The organism is Streptomyces sp. NPDC002838, from assembly GCF_040295365.1.
In the GTDB taxonomy this organism is placed as follows: domain Bacteria; phylum Actinomycetota; class Actinomycetes; order Streptomycetales; family Streptomycetaceae; genus Streptomyces.
Genome location: NZ_JBEOVF010000104.1, coordinates 1 through 15,453, shown reverse-complemented (window position 1 = coordinate 15,453; position 15,453 = coordinate 1). Strand labels below are relative to the sequence as shown.

Sequence of the window (15,453 nt, the reverse complement as noted above, 5' to 3'; positions counted from 1 at the left end):
TTCCTCCCGCCCGCCCGGCCCCCCCCCGCCGCCGCCCGGCCGTACCGCCCCCCCCCCCACCCTCCCCCCCCCCGCCCCCCCCTCGGGGGCCCCCCCCCCCCCCAAGTCGTGCCTGTTGGACAGGACTTCGGCGCCGGGGCGTTCCCGAGGTGAGGATTGCGTCGGTCTCGTGGCCGGCGGCCAGCGCCACGCTCACGGTGTCGGCCAGGTCGAGGTCCAGCACGTCGTAGCGAGCGCGAACGGACTGCACGGAGCTCAGATGGTCCTCCGTGGTCTCCGGCCTGACAACACGGCCTCGGCTCAGCCGGCGCCGCAGGTCGTCGACCGCGCTGAGTGCGGAGCCGTTCGAGCCGGGCAGGGCGGCGGCCCACCGTACGGTGTCGTAGCCGTCGCTCTCCTCGTACGTCCACGGCTCCCACGGCCCCTCGGAGGCGAACCGGCCACGGGTGTCCTGGGTGACCACCATGAAGCCACGCCTGGCCGCCGCCAGGGGATCGAGGAAGGCGACCGCCATGGGCAGCTGCTTCCCGTACGGCAGCCGGCTCAGCAACACCGGTCATGGCCCCGTACCCCTGGGCCGGTAGACATCGGCGCGCAGCACGGTGCCGTCACGCATCTCCGCCGGAACATCGAAGTCGAACCTGGTCCCCGCCCCGCACTACGCCCGAACGGGGGTGACCACGGTGCTCTCGGGGTGGTCACGCCACCGCGTTCAGCAGGTCGGCCAGTACGTCGGGCCGTTCCAGGGCGATGAAGTGGCCGGCCTTCCGCACCTGCGTGAACTCGGCGGCCGGCAACAGCCGCTTGTTGGCCTCCCGGTCAGAGGGCCGGGACCAGTCCTTCTCGCCGTAGACGAGGTGGACGGGCGCCTTGACCTCGGGGTAGCGCGAGCGGGCCGCGATGAGGCTGGGCAGGGCCTGGTACACACCCCGGGCGACGGTCGGGTAGCCGGGGCGGCCGCCCACCTGGAGGAGCTCGTCCACGTAGTCCGCCCGCAGCGCGCTCTTGTCGACCAGCCCGCCCTGCAGGATCCTGCGGAAGGCGGCCTTGGGCTCCACCCCGGCGACCACCGGGCCCACCCCCGGAGTGAGAACACCGCCGACCACCACACGGGCGAGAAGACCGGACCGGGCGATCCCGCCGGGGAAGTCGTACGTGTTCACCGCGACGACCCGCCGTACCCGCTCCGGCAGATCGGCCGCGGTGGTCAGGGCGAGCACCGCCCCCATGGACTCCCCGACCAGCGTCACGTCATGGAGGTCGAGCTCGGTCAGGAGCCGCTTGACGCCCGCGCGCATGGCCGGCTCGTCGTACGACGCACCGGGCACGATCTCGGAGTAGCCCATCCCCGGCAGATCCAGGGCGTACACGGTGTACTGCTCCGCGATCAGCGGGATGAGGAGGCGGAAGTGTTCGGCCTGGGTGCGCACGGTGTGCAGCAGGATCAAGGGGGCGCCGGTGCCCGCCTTGAGGTAGCGCAGCGTTCCCTCGCGGCCGTCAAGTCCCGCGCGCGGGGCGATGGTGTGGCTGGTGGTCCCCGGAATGTGGATCGTGGGACGTGACTCGTGGCTGGGCATCTCGCCGACTCCTCGTGTGTGAAGGGGTTACTTCGCCAGCTGGGCGTACAGCCCCGCCAGGTCGCCGGCCAGGCCCGCCTTGACCTGCCGCGAGATGTCGTCGGCGAGCACTTCGTACGCGCCCGTCTCGACGCCGTCGAGGGCGAGTGCGGCGACGTCACGGGGGTCGGACTTGGGTGCGTCGACGTCCGCCGCCAGGTCCGTGTCGACGTAGCCGACGTGCAGTCCGGTGACGGCGATGCCGCGCGGCTGAAGCTCCAGGCGCAGGGAGTTGGTCTGCGACCACAGAGCGGCCTTGGAGGCGCTGTAGGAGCCGCCCAGGGCCAGCCAGGAGAGCACGGAGTGCACGTTGAGGACGTGGCCGCCGCCGTTGCGCTCGATGACCGGCACGAAGGCCCGGGCGAGAAGCAGCGGGCCGTAGAAGTTGGTCTCGAACTCCCGGCGTACGTCGTCGACCGGGGAGTCGAGGAAGGACGCGCCGACCGCGGCACCGGCGTTGTTGATCAGTACGGTGACGTCTTCCGCCTGCGCGGCGGCCGCCGCCACGGAGGCCGGGTCGGTGACCTCCAGCGCCACCGGGACCGCGTCCGGGTGCGTAACGCTGCGCGGGTCGCGGGCCGTGGCGTAGACCTTGCCGGCACCGCGCGCAAAGAGCTCTTCCACCAGGGCCTTGCCTATGCCCCGGCTGCCGCCGGTGACGAAGACGTTTGCGCCCTTCAATGCGGTCATGACTGTCTCCACAGAATGAGAAACCGATCGGTTTCCACCACTGTAAACCGATCGGTTTCCAGGCGCAAGCCCAACAGAGTCCCCCGGCTCCACCGTGGCGTTCCGTACCCGTGGATCCCTGGGACGGTGAGTGCTCCACCTGTCTGTCCGGCCTGGTCGATGTCGGCATCGGCCAGGTCGAGTCGGAGCTTGAGGCCCAGCTTGAACGAGCCGCCGGCACTCGCGGTCGCCGACTGCTACGAGCGAGCCCTGCGGGCGTTGGTGGCGGGGTGGCGAGACAGCGAGGAGCCGGTCGCGGGCTCGCGGAAGTGACGTGATCCCGACCATCGAGGCCGGACGCCCTGCCACTGACGACGCGGACGGCGTATGTACCGGCTGCGGGCCGCACCTCAAAGCGCGCGCCACCCGCAGGGCAACCAGGCGTCAGCGACGGGCGGCGCGGTTCATCTCGACGACCTCCTCCCGCGTAGGCGCGTCCCCGAGGGCGGCGAAGCGCTCCGGCATGCTGTCGCGGATGCGCGCGCCCCTGGCCCGGTCGGCCGCGGCCAGGGGCGGTCCGAGCTCGTCCAGGGTGAGCTCGGTGCAGTAGGCGGGGCCCATCGGCCGCCGGCGCCAGGAGTCGGCGAGCACACCGGCGTCGAAGGGGTCGAATCCGGTGTCGTCCACGAGACGCATGGCCACGCGACGTGACGCGTCGGAGTCGGCCGCGACCGGGATGGCGATGCGGCCCGGGGTCCCCGCCGGAACGCCCTTCGTCCACCGGGTGCCGGCCAGAGCGGCGTTCCACGCCTTGAACACAGGCCGCCCCAGCTGCCGGGAGATCCACACGCTTTCCACCTCGCCGTTGTGTGCCTGAACCCTTCGACTCGGGCTTGCGTGCGGAAACCGATCAGTTTACGGTGGTGAAACTGATCGGTTTCTCGCTGTGAGGGCGAGTCTCGAACCCGAGTCCCCAGGAGTACGGATGACTGCCGCGCGCGACGCCGAGGGGCAACCGACGGCCCCGGCTCCCAGGCTTCCGGCGAAGCTGGCCGCCCACCCGTCGGTACAGGCCGTACTCGCCCGGCGCAGGGCCGGTGACGCGATGAGCCCGCCGGCGGTGATCGACGCGGCCTGGCTGCGCGAGCTGTGTCTGGCGGCCGGTGCGGACGACGCCGCCGCGGTCAGCCTGGACCATCCCGACCTGGCCGGCGAGCGCGAGCACGCACAGTCCGCACTCCCCGGCACCCGCACCCTGATCGCGATGGCGGTCCGGATGAACCGCGACAACTGCCGCTCCCCCGCCCGCAGCGTGGCCAACCAGGAGTTCCACCAGACCGACGAACAGGCCAACCACGCCGCCCGCAGCGTCACCCAGGCGCTCCAGGACGCCGGCTACCGCGCGCTCAATCCCTCCGTCGGCTTCCCCCAGGAGATGGACCGCTTCCCCAGTGAGCGGATCTGGGTGGTGGCGCACAAGACCGTCGCGGTGGCCGCCGGCCTCGGCGTGATGGGCCTGCACCGCAACGTCATCCACCCGAAGTTCGGCAGCTTCATCCTGCTCGTGACCGTCCTGGTGGACGCGGAGGTCAGCGCCTACGGGCAGGCGCTGGACTACAGCCCCTGCATCGACTGCAAGCTGTGCGTCGCGGCCTGCCCGGTCGGCGCCATCGGCAAGGACGGCGCCTTCGACGCGCTGGCCTGCACCACGCACAACTACCGCGAGTTCATGAGCGGGTTCACCGACTGGGCGCAGACCGTGGCCGACAGCGAGGACGCCGCCGACTACCGCTCCCGGGTCACCGATTCCGAGAGCGCCTCCATGTGGCAGAGCCTGAGCTCACCCCCCGGCTACAAGTCCGGCTACTGCCTCGCCGTCTGCCCCGCAGGCGAGGATGTCCTGGGCCCCTACCTGGACGACCGCAAGACGTTCATGGACACCGTGCTGCGACCGCTCCAGGACAAGAAGGAAACCCTCTACGTCCTGCCGGGCTCCCACGCGCAGGAATACGCCCAACGCCGTTTCCCCCACAAGCCCGTCAAGGAAGTCACCGGCGGCTGGCAGCCCCCGGCGAAACGCTCCGCGTCCACCGACCGAGAGACACGTACGTCATGAGTGGCATCCACCCCTTCCGCGTCCTGCGCGCCAAGCCTCTGTGGATCGCGAACGGCGTCATCACGGGCGTACTCGCGCTGCTGTTCACCGTGTTCTACGTCGGCGCGAACATCGATCCGGCCGATCACCTGACCAGGCTGCCCGTCGGCCTGGTCAACGCCGACAAGGGAGCCGCCGTCGGCGGCAAGCAGGTCGACCTCGGGGCGCAGATCACCGAGTCGATCAAGAAGTCGAGCGCGAGCGGGGACAAGATCGACTGGAAGGTGATGGATGAGAAGGAGATGAAGGAGGAGCTCGGCAAGGGCAAGCTGTTCGGCGCGCTCGTCGTGCCCGCCGACTTCACCTCCTCCACCACCGCACTGACCGGCACCACGACCACCGGCACCCCGGCCCGCCCGACGCTGACGGTGCTGACCAACCAGTCCGCCGGCAGCCTGGGCTCCGGCCTGGCCCGGACGGCGACAACGCAGGCCGCTGAGAACGCCTCACTCCAGCTGGGCAAGGAGCTGACCGCGCAGACCGGCGCCCAGCAGACCAGGCTGCCCGCCGCCGCACGCGTCCTGCTCGCCGATCCGGCCGCCGTCACGGTCGAGGACGGTCATCCCCTCGCCTCGCGCAGCGGCCTGGGCCTGACGGCCTTCTACTACGCGCTCGTCCTGGTGGTCTGCGGCATGCTCTCCGCCAACGTCATCAGCGGCCAGGTCGACCACGCCCTCGGCTACACCCACAACGACATGGGCCCCCTGCGCCTGCACCGCCCGCTGATCTGGGCGACCCGGGTACAGACCCTCGCCATCAGCAGCACCCTCATGGCCGGCCTGTCCCTGCTGATGGGCACCCTGGTCATGGCCGGCGCGGTCGGCATCATGGGCATGCACGCCACGCATCTGCCGCTGCTGTGGGTGTACTCGGTGTGCGCCATCGCGGTCGCCGGGATCGGCGCGCTCACCCTCCTCGCGGTCTTCGGCACTCCCGGCATGCTGGTGGTCACGCTGGTCTTCATCGGGATGGCGGTGCCGACGGCCGGGGCCACCACCCCCATCGAGGCGCTGCCCGGCTTCTACCGCTTCCTCGCGGAGTTCGAGCCGCTGCGGCAGATCACTGATGGTATTCGCTCGATCCTCTACTACGACGCCCAGGGCGACGCGGGTCTGACCCGCGGCTGGGTGATGATGGCGGCCGGCCTCGTGGCGGCCGCACTGTTCGGCTTCGGCGTACTGGGGTGGTACGACCGCAAGGGACTGCACCGCATCCCGGTTGAGACGAAGCCCGAGAAGACCGCCGTCCCGGCGTAGCGGCAGGTCACCCAGGACGGGCCATTACTCGGAGTGGCCCCGGTGTGTGTCGCCCTGCCGGGGACGACAGACGCGCACACCATCATGGCTCGGCGACGGTCTTTCCCCCAGGCCGTCGCCGAGCCTCTGCCCGGACCCCCTGGAAACCGATCGGTTTTCATTTCGTCCGCTTCGGGTTAATCTCGCGCTATGACCACCGAAGTGAAACCAAGCCCCAGGGAGCGACTGCTGGAGGCGGCGGCCACGCTCACCTACCGAGACGGTGTCAGCATCGGCGTCGAGGCGCTGTGCAAGGCGGCGGGGGTGTCGAAGCGCTCCATGTATCAGCTGTTCGAGAGCAAGGACGAACTCCTGGCGGTAAGCCTGAAGGAGCGCGCCTCCGCCTACGTGGCAACCCTCCTGCCTGCGGCGGACGACGGCCGGTCACCCCGCGAGCGGATCCTGCACGTCTTCGAGCAGGTGGAGTCGCAGGCAGGGGCGCCCGAGTTCAGAGGCTGTCGGTACCTGGCCGTGCAGATCGAGCTCAAGGATCAGAGTCACCCCGCGAGCCGGGTCGCCCATCGGGTCAAGGCGAACTTGACGGCCTTCTTCCGCGCCGAGGCCGAGCAGGGCGGGGCGGGTGATCCCGATCTGCTGGCCCGGCAGCTCAGCCTGGTCTTCGACGGCGCAAGCGCCCGCGCGGGAATTCAGGCCGACCGCCTGACCGGGCTCGTCGCGCCCACCGTGACCACCCTGCTCGACGCGGCAGGCGTGCGCTGACGCATCACCTTTCCAGAACGCCCCCTCACCGCCCGGCACCCGAGGGAGGCCCGATGGCCGCAAGAGTGCTGCGGTCCCATGACCACATCGGAAACATCGGCCCGCCGCCGTACGGCCAGGCCTGCGGCGCGGCGTGCGGCGGGGACCGTCTGCGCCCTCCTGGCCCTCGCCGCCGCGCTGACCGGCTGCGGCTCCGACTCCGGCGACGGCGCGGGGGCGCCCGCGCGAGCCGCACCGTCGCGTTCGGCCGAACCGTCGTCCGCCTCGCCCACGCCCACGAAGCCCTCCTCGTCGCCGTAGCCGACCGCGGTGAAGCCGATGACGCCGTCGACACCGGCCGAGCTGCGGGCGTGTGCAGACGGAAGCTGCACGGTCGTCGTGACGAAGGGCACCGAGATCCCGCGCGCAGCCGGCCTTCGGGCGGGACCGTTCACGGTGAGCGCCGCCGGTGCCGAGGGCGTGGACCTGAGCTCGGTCGACGCGAGCGGATTCACTTCCAACCTGCTCGGGCAGCGCCCCGACCAGGGCGGGCCCTCCACTGTCAACGAGCTGTCGATCGCCGTTCTCGCCATCGTGGGGGACACCGCGAAGCTGCGGCTCTTCCCGGCGAAGTAGGGCGAGTGTCGTTTCGGCGGGCGCCGAAACGTCCCGGGCCCATGATGACCGGACGTGTCGCCGGCCTTGGGCTTCGCGGTGCGCATCGCGGTGCCCCCGCACGAGAAGTCCTCAGCCTCTTGTTTCCCTCAGCAAGGCTGAATGAAGTTTTCGTGCGCCGCGGAGGCGACGTCTGCCGCGTCAGAGCGGCAGGTCGTCGGGCAGGACACGGAATGCCTTGTGGCGGGCCAATGGGCGTACGGTGCGGAAGTCGCTGCGGTCGAGGGTGAGGATCGCGTCGGTGTCGTAGTCGGCGGCGAGGGCCACGTTCACCGCGTCGGCGAGGTCGAGGTCCAGCGCGCGATAGCGGACACGGACAGACTGGGCGGCGCCCAGGTGATCCTCCGTGATTTCCGGCATGACGACGCGGCCTCGGCCCATCCAGCGCCGGAGGTCGTCGACCGCGCTGAGGGCTGCCTCTCGCCCAAGCTCACGTGTGGCGACATGGCCGTCCTTGTGGTGCTTCGCGCGTTCGGCGCGGGCCATCCCGCCCCCGCCCTCGCTTCGTGGCGCGCTGAGGCTTGCGGTGGCGAGTGGCAGTCGTTAACTTCCCGACTTACCAAGAATTCGAAATCTTGCCTGCCGTTCGCAATACCGAACAGCATGGCGGCTTCCCAAGCCGCCAAGGGCAGGCCGAGGCAACGACCAGAAGCACCTCCCCTCCGAACAAGACCAGCGCGTAGCCCTTCCTGCGAGTGGGAGCGCTCCCACTCTGCGGCGCGGATCGGCACCAACAGCCAAGAGGAGGAAACATGACGCAAGATCGGAATGAGCCCGGGAGCAGCGAGCGGAGATCGCCGAGCCGCAGAACCGTCCTGGCGACGATGGGGGCCCTGCCGGTCCTCACGGCCGCGACGTCGGCCGTGGGGGCTTCGGGAGCTGCGGCCGTGACGCCCGCCGCCACGGCGGTCATCGACCCGTCGGCGCGGCGGCAGACGATCCGGGGCTTCGGCGGCATGACCCACACGGCCTGGATCGGCGACCTGACAGCCGCCCAGCGGGACACGGCGTTCGGCACCGGCGAGGGCCGGCTGGGGTTATCCGTGCTGAGGATCCCCGTCCCCGAGACCCAGGCGGCCTGGAGCCGTGATGTGGCGACGGCGAAGCGCGCGACCGAACTCGGGGCGACCGTCATCGCCTCGCCGTGGAATCCCCCCGCCCACATGGTCGAGACCTTCGTCCGCGGCACTCAGACCGACGCGAGACGCCTCAGATACGACATGTACGGCGCCTACGCCCAGCACCTCAACGACTTCAACGCGTTCCTGCGGAACAACGGGGTGAACCTGTACGGCATATCGGTGCAGAACGAGCCCGACTACGCTCATGACTGGACGTGGTGGACTCCCGCCGAAATGGTCCGGTTCCTGCGGGAGAACGCCGGCTCGATCGGCACCAGGGTCATCGCGCCCGAGTCCTTCCAGTACCGGAAGAACATCTCGGACCCGATCCTCAACGACTCCGTGGCACTCGCCAACGTGGACATCATCGGGGCCCATCTCTACGGCACGCAGTTCTCGGACTTCCCCTACCCCCTCTTCAAACAAAGGGGCGCGGGCAAAGAACTCTGGATGACCGAGGTCTACTACCCCAACAGCAGCGATTCGGCGGACCTCTGGCCACAGGCGCTCGACGTGGGGGAGCACATCCACCGCGCCATGGTGGACGCCGAGTTCCAGGCATACATCTGGTGGTACATCCGGCGCAGCTACGGCCCCATGCGGGAGGACGGCCGGATCAGCAAGCGCGGCGCCAGCATGGCGCACTTCGCCCGGTTCGTCCGCCCCGGATACGTGCGGATCGAGGCGACGGCGAACCCGGCGTCGAACGTCTACGTCTCGGCGTACCGGGGCGGTACGTCCACGGTCGTCGTCGTTGCCATCAACAAGGGGACTTCCGCGGTGAGCCAGCAGTTCTCCCTGGCGAACAGCACGGTGTCCAGTGTCTCGTCCTGGCTGACCGACGCGAGCAGGAACGTGGCGCCCCAGGGCACGACCGGCGTGTCGAACGGCTCCTTCACCGCCACGCTTCCCGCTCGAAGCGTGACGACCTTCGTGGCCGGCGTGACCGGGGCTCCCGTCGGGATCGACACCAGTGCGTGGTACGTGCTGGTGAACCGCAACAGTGGCAAGGCACTCGACGTGTACAACCTGGCCACCGACGACGGCGCGCGCATCACCCAGTGGTCGCGCAACAACCAGGCCCAGCAGCAGTGGCAGTTCGTCGACTCCGGCGGCGGCCACTACCGCCTCAAGTCCCGGCACTCGGGCAAGGTCCTCGACGTCCTCGGCTGGTCCACCGCCGACAGCGCGGGCATCGTCCAGTGGACCGACCACAACGGCGCCAACCAGCAATTCAGACTCGCCGACTCCGACGGCGGCCACATACGCCTGATCAACCGCAACAGCGGCAAGGCACTCGAAGTACAGAACGCCGCGACCGACAACGGCGCCGAGATCATCCAGTACACCGACCGGGGCGGCACCAACCAGCAATGGCAACTCGTGCGGGTCGGCTGACCGACGCTGCCTGCCGTGCACCGGGCCGCTGTTGCCACCGGACAACCACCCACGCGAGCGGCGCGGTGTGGCCCGGACATGAAACGGAGTATCCATGGTTGGCGCTGGTACCGGTCCTTCACCTCCGGCAGCCTCAACGGCCCCTGGAACGCGCCGCACACGAGCGAGTCCCGCCCGTTCGCCCGCTCCAACAACGTGAACCTTCCCGTCCGGCACACCGTCCTGGAGGCAGGACTTCCCCCACGGGGAGCTGCTCAGGGCCAACAACGACCAGACCCTCACCATCGATCCGTGCCGTCTCCGGTTCCTCTGCCAGGGCATGGACCCGAGCGCGGGTGGCGACTACAGCCGGCTGCCATGGCGGATGGGCCTGCTGACCCGGACCAACCCCACCTGCTGAACCGGTCCGACGAATGCCGGCGGCTGCCCGGGAGACTCACCGGGCCTCCCGGGCGCAGCCGCCCAGTGGGCACAAGTGGCCACATTCGAACCTGAAGTCGCCGGTCGCGTGCCGCAGGACTCCGTACGCGGTCCGCGTCGGGCCGGGCGCATGTGTGCGTTCCGCAGACTCCTACGCCGTTGGCCGGCCGGTGGGCTGTCTTTGTTCGGGGCAGTCGCGCTGACGGTGCAGATCTCCCCTCGGAGCTCACCTTCTCGGTGATCTCTCCGTAGTTTCCCGTTCCGCCACTCGATTCCGGTCCACGGCGGCCGTATCCGAACCGTACGGCCGCCGTGGCTGCCTCCCCACACATGACGGCATGACGACCACCGCCGACGGTCGGACCGCTCTGGCTGCTACTGCCAGACGTACCAACGGCAGTGGTACCTACCCGAGTCGTCCCAAAACTCTGTGCTCGTTGTATCGCGCCGCGTGCCGCACAGTGGATGCCGTGCCGCACCGAAGGCCTGGTGAGGCGGCTACCGATCGCGTTCAACCCGCGGCCACCGCACTCCTCCTGGCCGAGGGCCCGCCTCGTCCGCCGCGGCGTGAACCGTGTCCCGGCGGCGCCGGCCCGACCGACACCGCCGGGACACGGCAGAACACGACAGACCACGACGCCGCCCGGCGGGACTGCTCACACGCAGCAGTCATCCACGCGCTCGCCCAAGGAGATCCCCATTGTCCCGCCGTTTCCTCTTCATCCTCGGCAGCCACCGCGGCAACGGGAACACCGAGTTGCTCGCGCCGGGCCGCCGCACAGCTGCCCGCCGACATCGAGCAGCAGTGGATCTCGCTCGCCGAGCATCCGCTCCCCGACTTCGACGACCTGCGGCACGGCGCGGGGCACACCACACGGCCCGAGGAGGGCAACCTCGCGCTGCTCTTCGAGGCCACCCTCGCCGCGACCGGCATCGTGATCGCCTCCCCTGTGTACCGGTACTCGCTGTCCTCCCACACCAAGCGCTACCTGGACCACTGGACGTCCTGGATGGACACTCCCGGTCTCGGCTTCCGGGCGGCCATGGCCGGACGCACCCTGTGGGGCGTCACCACCTCCGCGGGTGACCTCCCCTGGCTCGCCGAACCGCTGGTCAGCACCATCAACAACTGGTCCGCTTTCCTGAAGATGAACTTCGGTGGCCCGCCCGCTTCCCGGGCGGCTGCACACGGCCCGAGCCCGACACGGAATCCGCCGCATAACCGCCTTGCGGCGCCAAACGCCACCACCCGCATGTGCGCTGTCACGTCCTCCCGAGAAGAGCCGTGATGTCCCGCTCACACCGATTCGTGCACATGACGGTGGCCGGTACCGCCAACCGCCTTCCGTCGACCGAGAGAGTGGTCATGTCCACCGAACCCCCCGAGTCAACTGTTTCTCCCCCCGAGGGATATACGTCCGCCACGTCCCGGCGCACGTTCATCGCGACCACCGCCGTCGGCGGTGCGGTCGTGGCGGGCGGCCTGATAGCGGGGCCGTCCGTGTTCGGCGCCGAGCCTGCGGACGCCGCCGGGGCGCCGCCCAGCAGCCGCGTCTCCCTGACCGTCAACGGCAAGCGGCACACCGTCACGGTCGACAACCGGACCTCGCTGCTGGACCTGCTGCGCGAACACCTGGGGCTGACCGGCTCGAAGAAGGGCTGCAACGCCGGTGCCTGCGGTGCCTGCACCGTCCTGGTCGACGGCCACCGGGTCAACTCCTGCCTGACGCTGGCGGTTCGGCTGGACGGCGCCGAGGTCACCACCATCGAGGGCCTGTCGAAGGGCGAACGGCTGCACCCGCTGCAGCAGGCGTTCATCGACCAGGACGCCTTCCAGTGCGGTTACTGCACCTCCGGCCAGATCATGTCCGGCGTCGGCTGCATCAACGAGGGTCACACCGGTTCACCGGAGGAGATCCGGGAGTTCATGAGCGGAAACATCTGCCGCTGCGGCTGCTACGTGAAGATCGTGCGCGCGGTCGAGCAGACCGCGCACGGGAAATGAGGCACAGCCCCCATGCATCCCTTCTCCTACACCCGGGTCACCGACACCCGGCAGGCCCTCACCGCGGGTCGTGACGGCGGCCGTTACATCGCCGGCGGCACCACCCTCGTCGACCTGATGCGCGAGACCGTCGAACGCCCCCGCACGCTGGTCGACATCAGCGCCCTGCCCCTGCGCGAGGTCATGGTCGCCAAGCGCGGGGGCCTGCGCATCGGCGCGCTGGTGCGGATGGCCGATGCCGCCGCCCACCGGGGAGTGCGCGCCCTGTATCCGGTCATCTCCGAGGCGCTGGAGCTGAGCGCGTCGGCGCAGCTGCGCAACATGGCGACCATCGGCGGCAACATCATGCAGCGCACCCGCTGCACGTACTTCCGGGACGTGACCGCCGACTGCAACAAGCGCGAGCCGGGCTCGGGCTGTGCCGCCCTGCACGGCGTCAACCGCACCCACGCCATCCTCGGCACCTCCGACGACTGCGTGGCCACCCATCCCTCCGACGTCGCCGTGGCCTTCGCCGCCCTGGAGGCGACGGTCCGTCTCCTCGGCCCGACCGGGGAGCGGACCGTGCCCTTCGCGAACTTTCTGCTCAAGCCGGGCAGCACACCGAACCGCGAACAGGCCCTGCGTCCAGGCGAGTTGATCATCGCTGTCGAGATTCCGGCGCTTCCGCGCCCGCTGAAGTCGGGCTACCTGAAGGTGCGCGACCGGCAGTCCTACGAGTTCGCGCTCACCTCGGCGGCCGTCGCCCTGCACATCCGCGGCGGAGTGATCCGCCAGGCCAAGGTGGCCGCCGGAGGCGTGGGCACCATCCCCTGGAAGCTCACCGCCGTCGAGCGCGAGCTCATCGGCAAGCGCCCGTCCGAGGCCCTGTGGACCAAGGCCGCCGAGCGGGCGGCGGACGGGGCCCGGCCCCTCCAGCACAACCGTTTCAAGGTCGAGTTGCTCAAACGGACCGTCGAGCGCCAACTGCGCGTCGTGGGAGGTGGCAAGTGAGCCAGCAGCCGCAGGCAGCCGTCGGAGCGCCGCTGTCCCGGGTGGACGGACGGCTGAAGGTGACCGGCCAGGCCAAGTACGCCGCCGACCACGACATCGACGACGTCGTCCACGCGGTCATCGTCGACAGCAGCGTCGGCCGCGGACGGATCACCGGCATCGACACCCGCGCCGCCGACGCCCAGCCCGGCGTCCTGGGCGTCATCAGCCACCTCGACAAACCCACACTGGCCTACCGCGACAACCCGGGCGCCTGGTTGGACCCCTTCGTCGGCGAACGGCTGCACGTCTTCCAGGACGACAAGGTCCGCTTCTTGGGGCAGCCCGTCGCCGTGGTCGTCGCCCGCACGCTGGAGGCCGCCCAGCACGCCGCGGACCTGGTGAAGGTCTCCTACGACGCCGAGAAGCCGTCGACCGACATGGCGGCATCCGGAGTCCGGGAGAACGACCCCCTGCCGCCGCAGAACTACGTGCGCGGCAACCCCGAAGACGCACTGGCCTCGGCGGAGGTGAAACTGGAGGGCACCTACCGGCTCACCCGTAACCACCACAACGCGCTGGAGCCGCACGCCACCATCGCCCGCTGGGACGGCGAGAAGCTCACCGTGTGGGACAAGACCCAGTGGACGGTGGGCGCGCGGGACGAACTCGCCGCCGTGTTCGGCATGTCGGCGGAGAACGTGCGCGTCATCTCGCCGTTCGTCGGCGGCGCGTTCGGCAACGCGCTGCGTACCTGGCCGCACACCACCATCGCGGCCCTCGCCGCCCGCCAGATCCGCCGCCCGGTCAAACTGGTCCTGACCCGCGAGCAGTTGTACTACGGGGTGGGCTACCGGCCCGCCTACGAGTACGGGCTGCGTCTGGGCAGCACCCGAGGCGGACGCCTGACCGCGGCGGTCCACCGGATACGGGCCGAGACGTCCTCGTACGAGCACTTCGCCGAGGGCGTGATGAACCCGGGGCAGATGCTCTACGCCACGCCCCACGTCCGCCAGGCGTTTCGAACCGTGCCGCTGGACGTGAACACACCGACGTTCATGCGGGGCCCCGGCTGGTCCAGCGCCGCCTTCGCCATCGAGTCGGCCATGGACGAACTCGCCCACAAGACCGGCATCGACCCGATCGAGCTGCGGCTGCGCAACGAACCGCAGGAGGACCCTGCCAGCGGGCTGCCCTGGTCCACCCGGCGCCTGAGCGAGTGCCTGCGGACCGGAGCCCGCGAGTTCGGCTGGCACCGGCGCAACCCCAGGCCCCGCTCCCGGCGGGACGGCGACTGGCTGATCGGCATGGGCATGGCCAGCGGTATCTACGACACCCTGCGCATGCGGTCCGAGGCACGGGTCAGGCTGGATGCCGACGGCACGGCCCTGGTCCAGGCGTCGACCAGCGACATGGGCCCCGGCACCTACACCTCCATGACCCAGCTCGCCGCCGACGCCCTCGGCCTGACCATGCGCACGGTCCGCTTCGAACTCGGCGACTCCACCTTCCCGGCGGCCCCGCCGCACGGCGGATCGCAGACCATGGCCGGCGTCGGCTCCGCCGTCCAGGACGGCTGCGACAAGCTGCGACAGGAGGCGATCGAACTCGCCGTCGAGGACGAGCGGTCACCGCTGCACGGCGTCGACGCCGACGACATCGTGGTCCGCGGCGGCCGGCTGCACGTCAAGGGCACCCCCGCGCGCGGGGAGACCTACCGGCAACTGCTGGCCCGTAACAGCCGTACGCACCTGGAGACGCGCGGGACCTTCACCCCGAGCGGCGACGACCGGTACTCCATGAACGCCTACAGCGCGGTGTTCGCCGAGGTGGCCGTCGACCGGCGGCTGGGTCTGGTGCGGATGCGGCGCATGCTGGGCGTCTACGACGTCGGGCGGATCATCAGTCCCAAGCTCGCCGACAGCCAGGCCCTCGGCGCCATGGTGGGCGGCGTCGGGCAGGCACTGCTGGAGCACACGGTCACCGACCACCGCGACGGCCGGATCGTCAACGCCAACCTCGCCGACTACCTCGTCCCCGTCAACGCCGACATCCCCGACCTCAAGGCGATCTATCTGGACGGGGAGGACCTCCACGCCGACCCCATCGGCGTCAAGGGCCTCGGCGAGATCGTGAAGGTCGGGGTCGCGCCGGCCATCGCGAACGCGGTCTTCAACGCCACCGGCCGCCGCGTCCGCGACCTGCCCATCACCGCCGAAGCCCTGCTCTGAACCCCGGGCGGCCTGGCCTCTCTCCCTCCCCCCGAGGGGGCCCCGGAACCGACCCGGTCGGCCCGCCGCCGCGCCCATTCCCCCCATGCCGGCGCGGCGGCGGGGCGCGCCCCCCCCCCCCCCCCCCGCCCCCCCCAAAGGATAAAAAACGCGCACACAGTAAAACGCTGTGGCCGGGGGCCCCCCCCCCCCCCCAA

14 protein-coding genes and 4 pseudogenes are annotated in these 15,453 nt (G+C 70.3%); 12 read left to right on the top strand and 6 right to left on the bottom strand.

The genetic code is table 11. The features are described from left to right. Positions 1 to 148: 148 nt before the first annotated feature. The 5 genes and pseudogenes from ABT063_RS50705 to ABT063_RS50685 form a co-directional block, all read right to left on the bottom strand. Positions 149 to 340, bottom strand: a pseudogene (locus ABT063_RS50705) (VapC toxin family PIN domain ribonuclease); the annotation flags it as partial. Between the two features lie 57 nt (positions 341 to 397). Then, a pseudogene (locus ABT063_RS50700) lies at positions 398 to 514 on the bottom strand (CocE/NonD family hydrolase); the annotation flags it as partial. 184 nt (positions 515 to 698) lie between these two features. After that, positions 699 to 1,577, bottom strand: a complete 879-nt coding sequence (locus ABT063_RS50695; protein WP_351068903.1) for an alpha/beta fold hydrolase — start codon at positions 1,575 to 1,577, stop codon at positions 699 to 701. 27 nt (positions 1,578 to 1,604) lie between these two features. After that, positions 1,605 to 2,306, bottom strand: coding sequence for an SDR family oxidoreductase (locus ABT063_RS50690; protein ID WP_351068900.1), 702 nt, complete (start codon positions 2,304 to 2,306; stop codon positions 1,605 to 1,607). A gap of 423 nt (positions 2,307 to 2,729) precedes the next feature. After that, positions 2,730 to 3,134 (bottom strand): NAD(P)-binding domain-containing protein, encoded by a 405-nt coding sequence (locus ABT063_RS50685; protein WP_351068897.1) that lies wholly within the window; start codon positions 3,132 to 3,134, stop codon positions 2,730 to 2,732. Positions 3,135 to 3,270: 136 nt separating this feature from the next. Here ABT063_RS50685 and ABT063_RS50680 point away from each other — a divergent pair, with 136 nt between their 5' ends. From ABT063_RS50680 to ABT063_RS50660, 5 genes are all read left to right on the top strand, one after another. Continuing rightward, on the top strand, positions 3,271 to 4,401 hold the full coding sequence (locus ABT063_RS50680) for a 4Fe-4S binding protein (protein ID WP_351068895.1): 1,131 nt from the start codon (positions 3,271 to 3,273) through the stop codon (positions 4,399 to 4,401). Further along, positions 4,398 to 5,696, top strand: coding sequence for a DUF3533 domain-containing protein (locus ABT063_RS50675; RefSeq protein ID WP_351068892.1), 1,299 nt, complete (start codon positions 4,398 to 4,400; stop codon positions 5,694 to 5,696). The genes ABT063_RS50680 and ABT063_RS50675 overlap by 4 nt, the downstream gene beginning before the upstream one ends. 189 nt (positions 5,697 to 5,885) lie before the next feature. After that, positions 5,886 to 6,455, top strand: coding sequence for a TetR/AcrR family transcriptional regulator (locus ABT063_RS50670; RefSeq protein ID WP_351068889.1), 570 nt, complete (start codon positions 5,886 to 5,888; stop codon positions 6,453 to 6,455). Between the two features lie 78 nt (positions 6,456 to 6,533). Then, positions 6,534 to 6,755, top strand: a complete 222-nt coding sequence (locus ABT063_RS50665; RefSeq protein ID WP_351068886.1) for a hypothetical protein — start codon at positions 6,534 to 6,536, stop codon at positions 6,753 to 6,755. 18 nt (positions 6,756 to 6,773) lie between these two features. Continuing rightward, positions 6,774 to 7,070: a hypothetical protein gene (locus ABT063_RS50660; protein WP_351068884.1), complete on the top strand. Its 297-nt coding sequence runs from the start codon at positions 6,774 to 6,776 to the stop codon at positions 7,068 to 7,070. A 180-nt stretch (positions 7,071 to 7,250) separates the two neighbouring features. On the opposite strand, the gene ABT063_RS50655 is transcribed toward ABT063_RS50660, so the two are convergent. Beyond that, positions 7,251 to 7,595, bottom strand: a complete 345-nt coding sequence (locus ABT063_RS50655; RefSeq protein WP_351068882.1) for a VapC toxin family PIN domain ribonuclease — start codon at positions 7,593 to 7,595, stop codon at positions 7,251 to 7,253. 266 nt (positions 7,596 to 7,861) lie between these two features. On the opposite strand from ABT063_RS50655, the pseudogene xynC reads away from it, so the two are divergent. From xynC to ABT063_RS50615, 7 genes and pseudogenes are all read left to right on the top strand, one after another. Further along, positions 7,862 to 9,625, top strand: a pseudogene (xynC, locus tag ABT063_RS50650) (glucuronoarabinoxylan endo-1,4-beta-xylanase XynC); the annotation flags it as partial. A gap of 81 nt (positions 9,626 to 9,706) precedes the next feature. Beyond that, positions 9,707 to 9,775, top strand: a pseudogene (locus ABT063_RS50640) (hypothetical protein); the annotation flags it as partial. A gap of 103 nt (positions 9,776 to 9,878) precedes the next feature. After that, positions 9,879 to 10,028 carry a non-reducing end alpha-L-arabinofuranosidase family hydrolase gene (locus ABT063_RS50635; RefSeq protein ID WP_351068906.1) on the top strand — a complete coding sequence of 50 codons (150 nt, stop codon included), beginning with the start codon at positions 9,879 to 9,881 and terminating at the stop codon, positions 10,026 to 10,028. Positions 10,029 to 10,518: 490 nt separating this feature from the next. Then, a complete protein-coding gene (locus ABT063_RS50630) occupies positions 10,519 to 11,337 on the top strand; it encodes an NAD(P)H-dependent oxidoreductase (protein WP_351068880.1) in 819 nt (272 codons plus the stop codon). Positions 11,338 to 11,414: 77 nt separating this feature from the next. Continuing rightward, on the top strand, positions 11,415 to 12,053 hold the full coding sequence (locus ABT063_RS50625; RefSeq protein WP_351068877.1) for a (2Fe-2S)-binding protein: 639 nt from the start codon (positions 11,415 to 11,417) through the stop codon (positions 12,051 to 12,053). A gap of 12 nt (positions 12,054 to 12,065) precedes the next feature. Beyond that, positions 12,066 to 13,046 (top strand): FAD binding domain-containing protein, encoded by a 981-nt coding sequence (locus ABT063_RS50620; protein WP_351068875.1) that lies wholly within the window; start codon positions 12,066 to 12,068, stop codon positions 13,044 to 13,046. Continuing rightward, positions 13,043 to 15,256 (top strand): xanthine dehydrogenase family protein molybdopterin-binding subunit, encoded by a 2,214-nt coding sequence (locus ABT063_RS50615; RefSeq protein ID WP_351068873.1) that lies wholly within the window; start codon positions 13,043 to 13,045, stop codon positions 15,254 to 15,256. The genes ABT063_RS50620 and ABT063_RS50615 overlap by 4 nt, the downstream gene beginning before the upstream one ends. The last annotated feature ends 197 nt before the right edge of the window (positions 15,257 to 15,453 follow it).

Excerpts from the sequence above, each read along its gene's own strand:
- ABT063_RS50680 (WP_351068895.1), top strand. The coding sequence starts at position 3,271 with ATGACTGCCGCGCGCGACGCCGAGGGGCAACCGACGGCCCCGGCTCCC.
- ABT063_RS50695 (WP_351068903.1), bottom strand. The coding sequence starts at position 1,577 with ATGCCCAGCCACGAGTCACGTCCCACGATCCACATTCCGGGGACCACC.
- ABT063_RS50620 (WP_351068875.1), top strand. The coding sequence starts at position 12,066 with ATGCATCCCTTCTCCTACACCCGGGTCACCGACACCCGGCAGGCCCTC.
- ABT063_RS50665 (WP_351068886.1), top strand. The coding sequence starts at position 6,534 with ATGACCACATCGGAAACATCGGCCCGCCGCCGTACGGCCAGGCCTGCG.
- ABT063_RS50690 (WP_351068900.1), bottom strand. The coding sequence starts at position 2,306 with ATGACCGCATTGAAGGGCGCAAACGTCTTCGTCACCGGCGGCAGCCGG.
- ABT063_RS50675 (WP_351068892.1), top strand. The coding sequence starts at position 4,398 with ATGAGTGGCATCCACCCCTTCCGCGTCCTGCGCGCCAAGCCTCTGTGG.
- ABT063_RS50670 (WP_351068889.1), top strand. The coding sequence starts at position 5,886 with ATGACCACCGAAGTGAAACCAAGCCCCAGGGAGCGACTGCTGGAGGCG.
- ABT063_RS50655 (WP_351068882.1), bottom strand. The coding sequence starts at position 7,595 with ATGGCCCGCGCCGAACGCGCGAAGCACCACAAGGACGGCCATGTCGCC.
- ABT063_RS50625 (WP_351068877.1), top strand. The coding sequence starts at position 11,415 with ATGTCCACCGAACCCCCCGAGTCAACTGTTTCTCCCCCCGAGGGATAT.
- ABT063_RS50660 (WP_351068884.1), top strand. The coding sequence starts at position 6,774 with ATGACGCCGTCGACACCGGCCGAGCTGCGGGCGTGTGCAGACGGAAGC.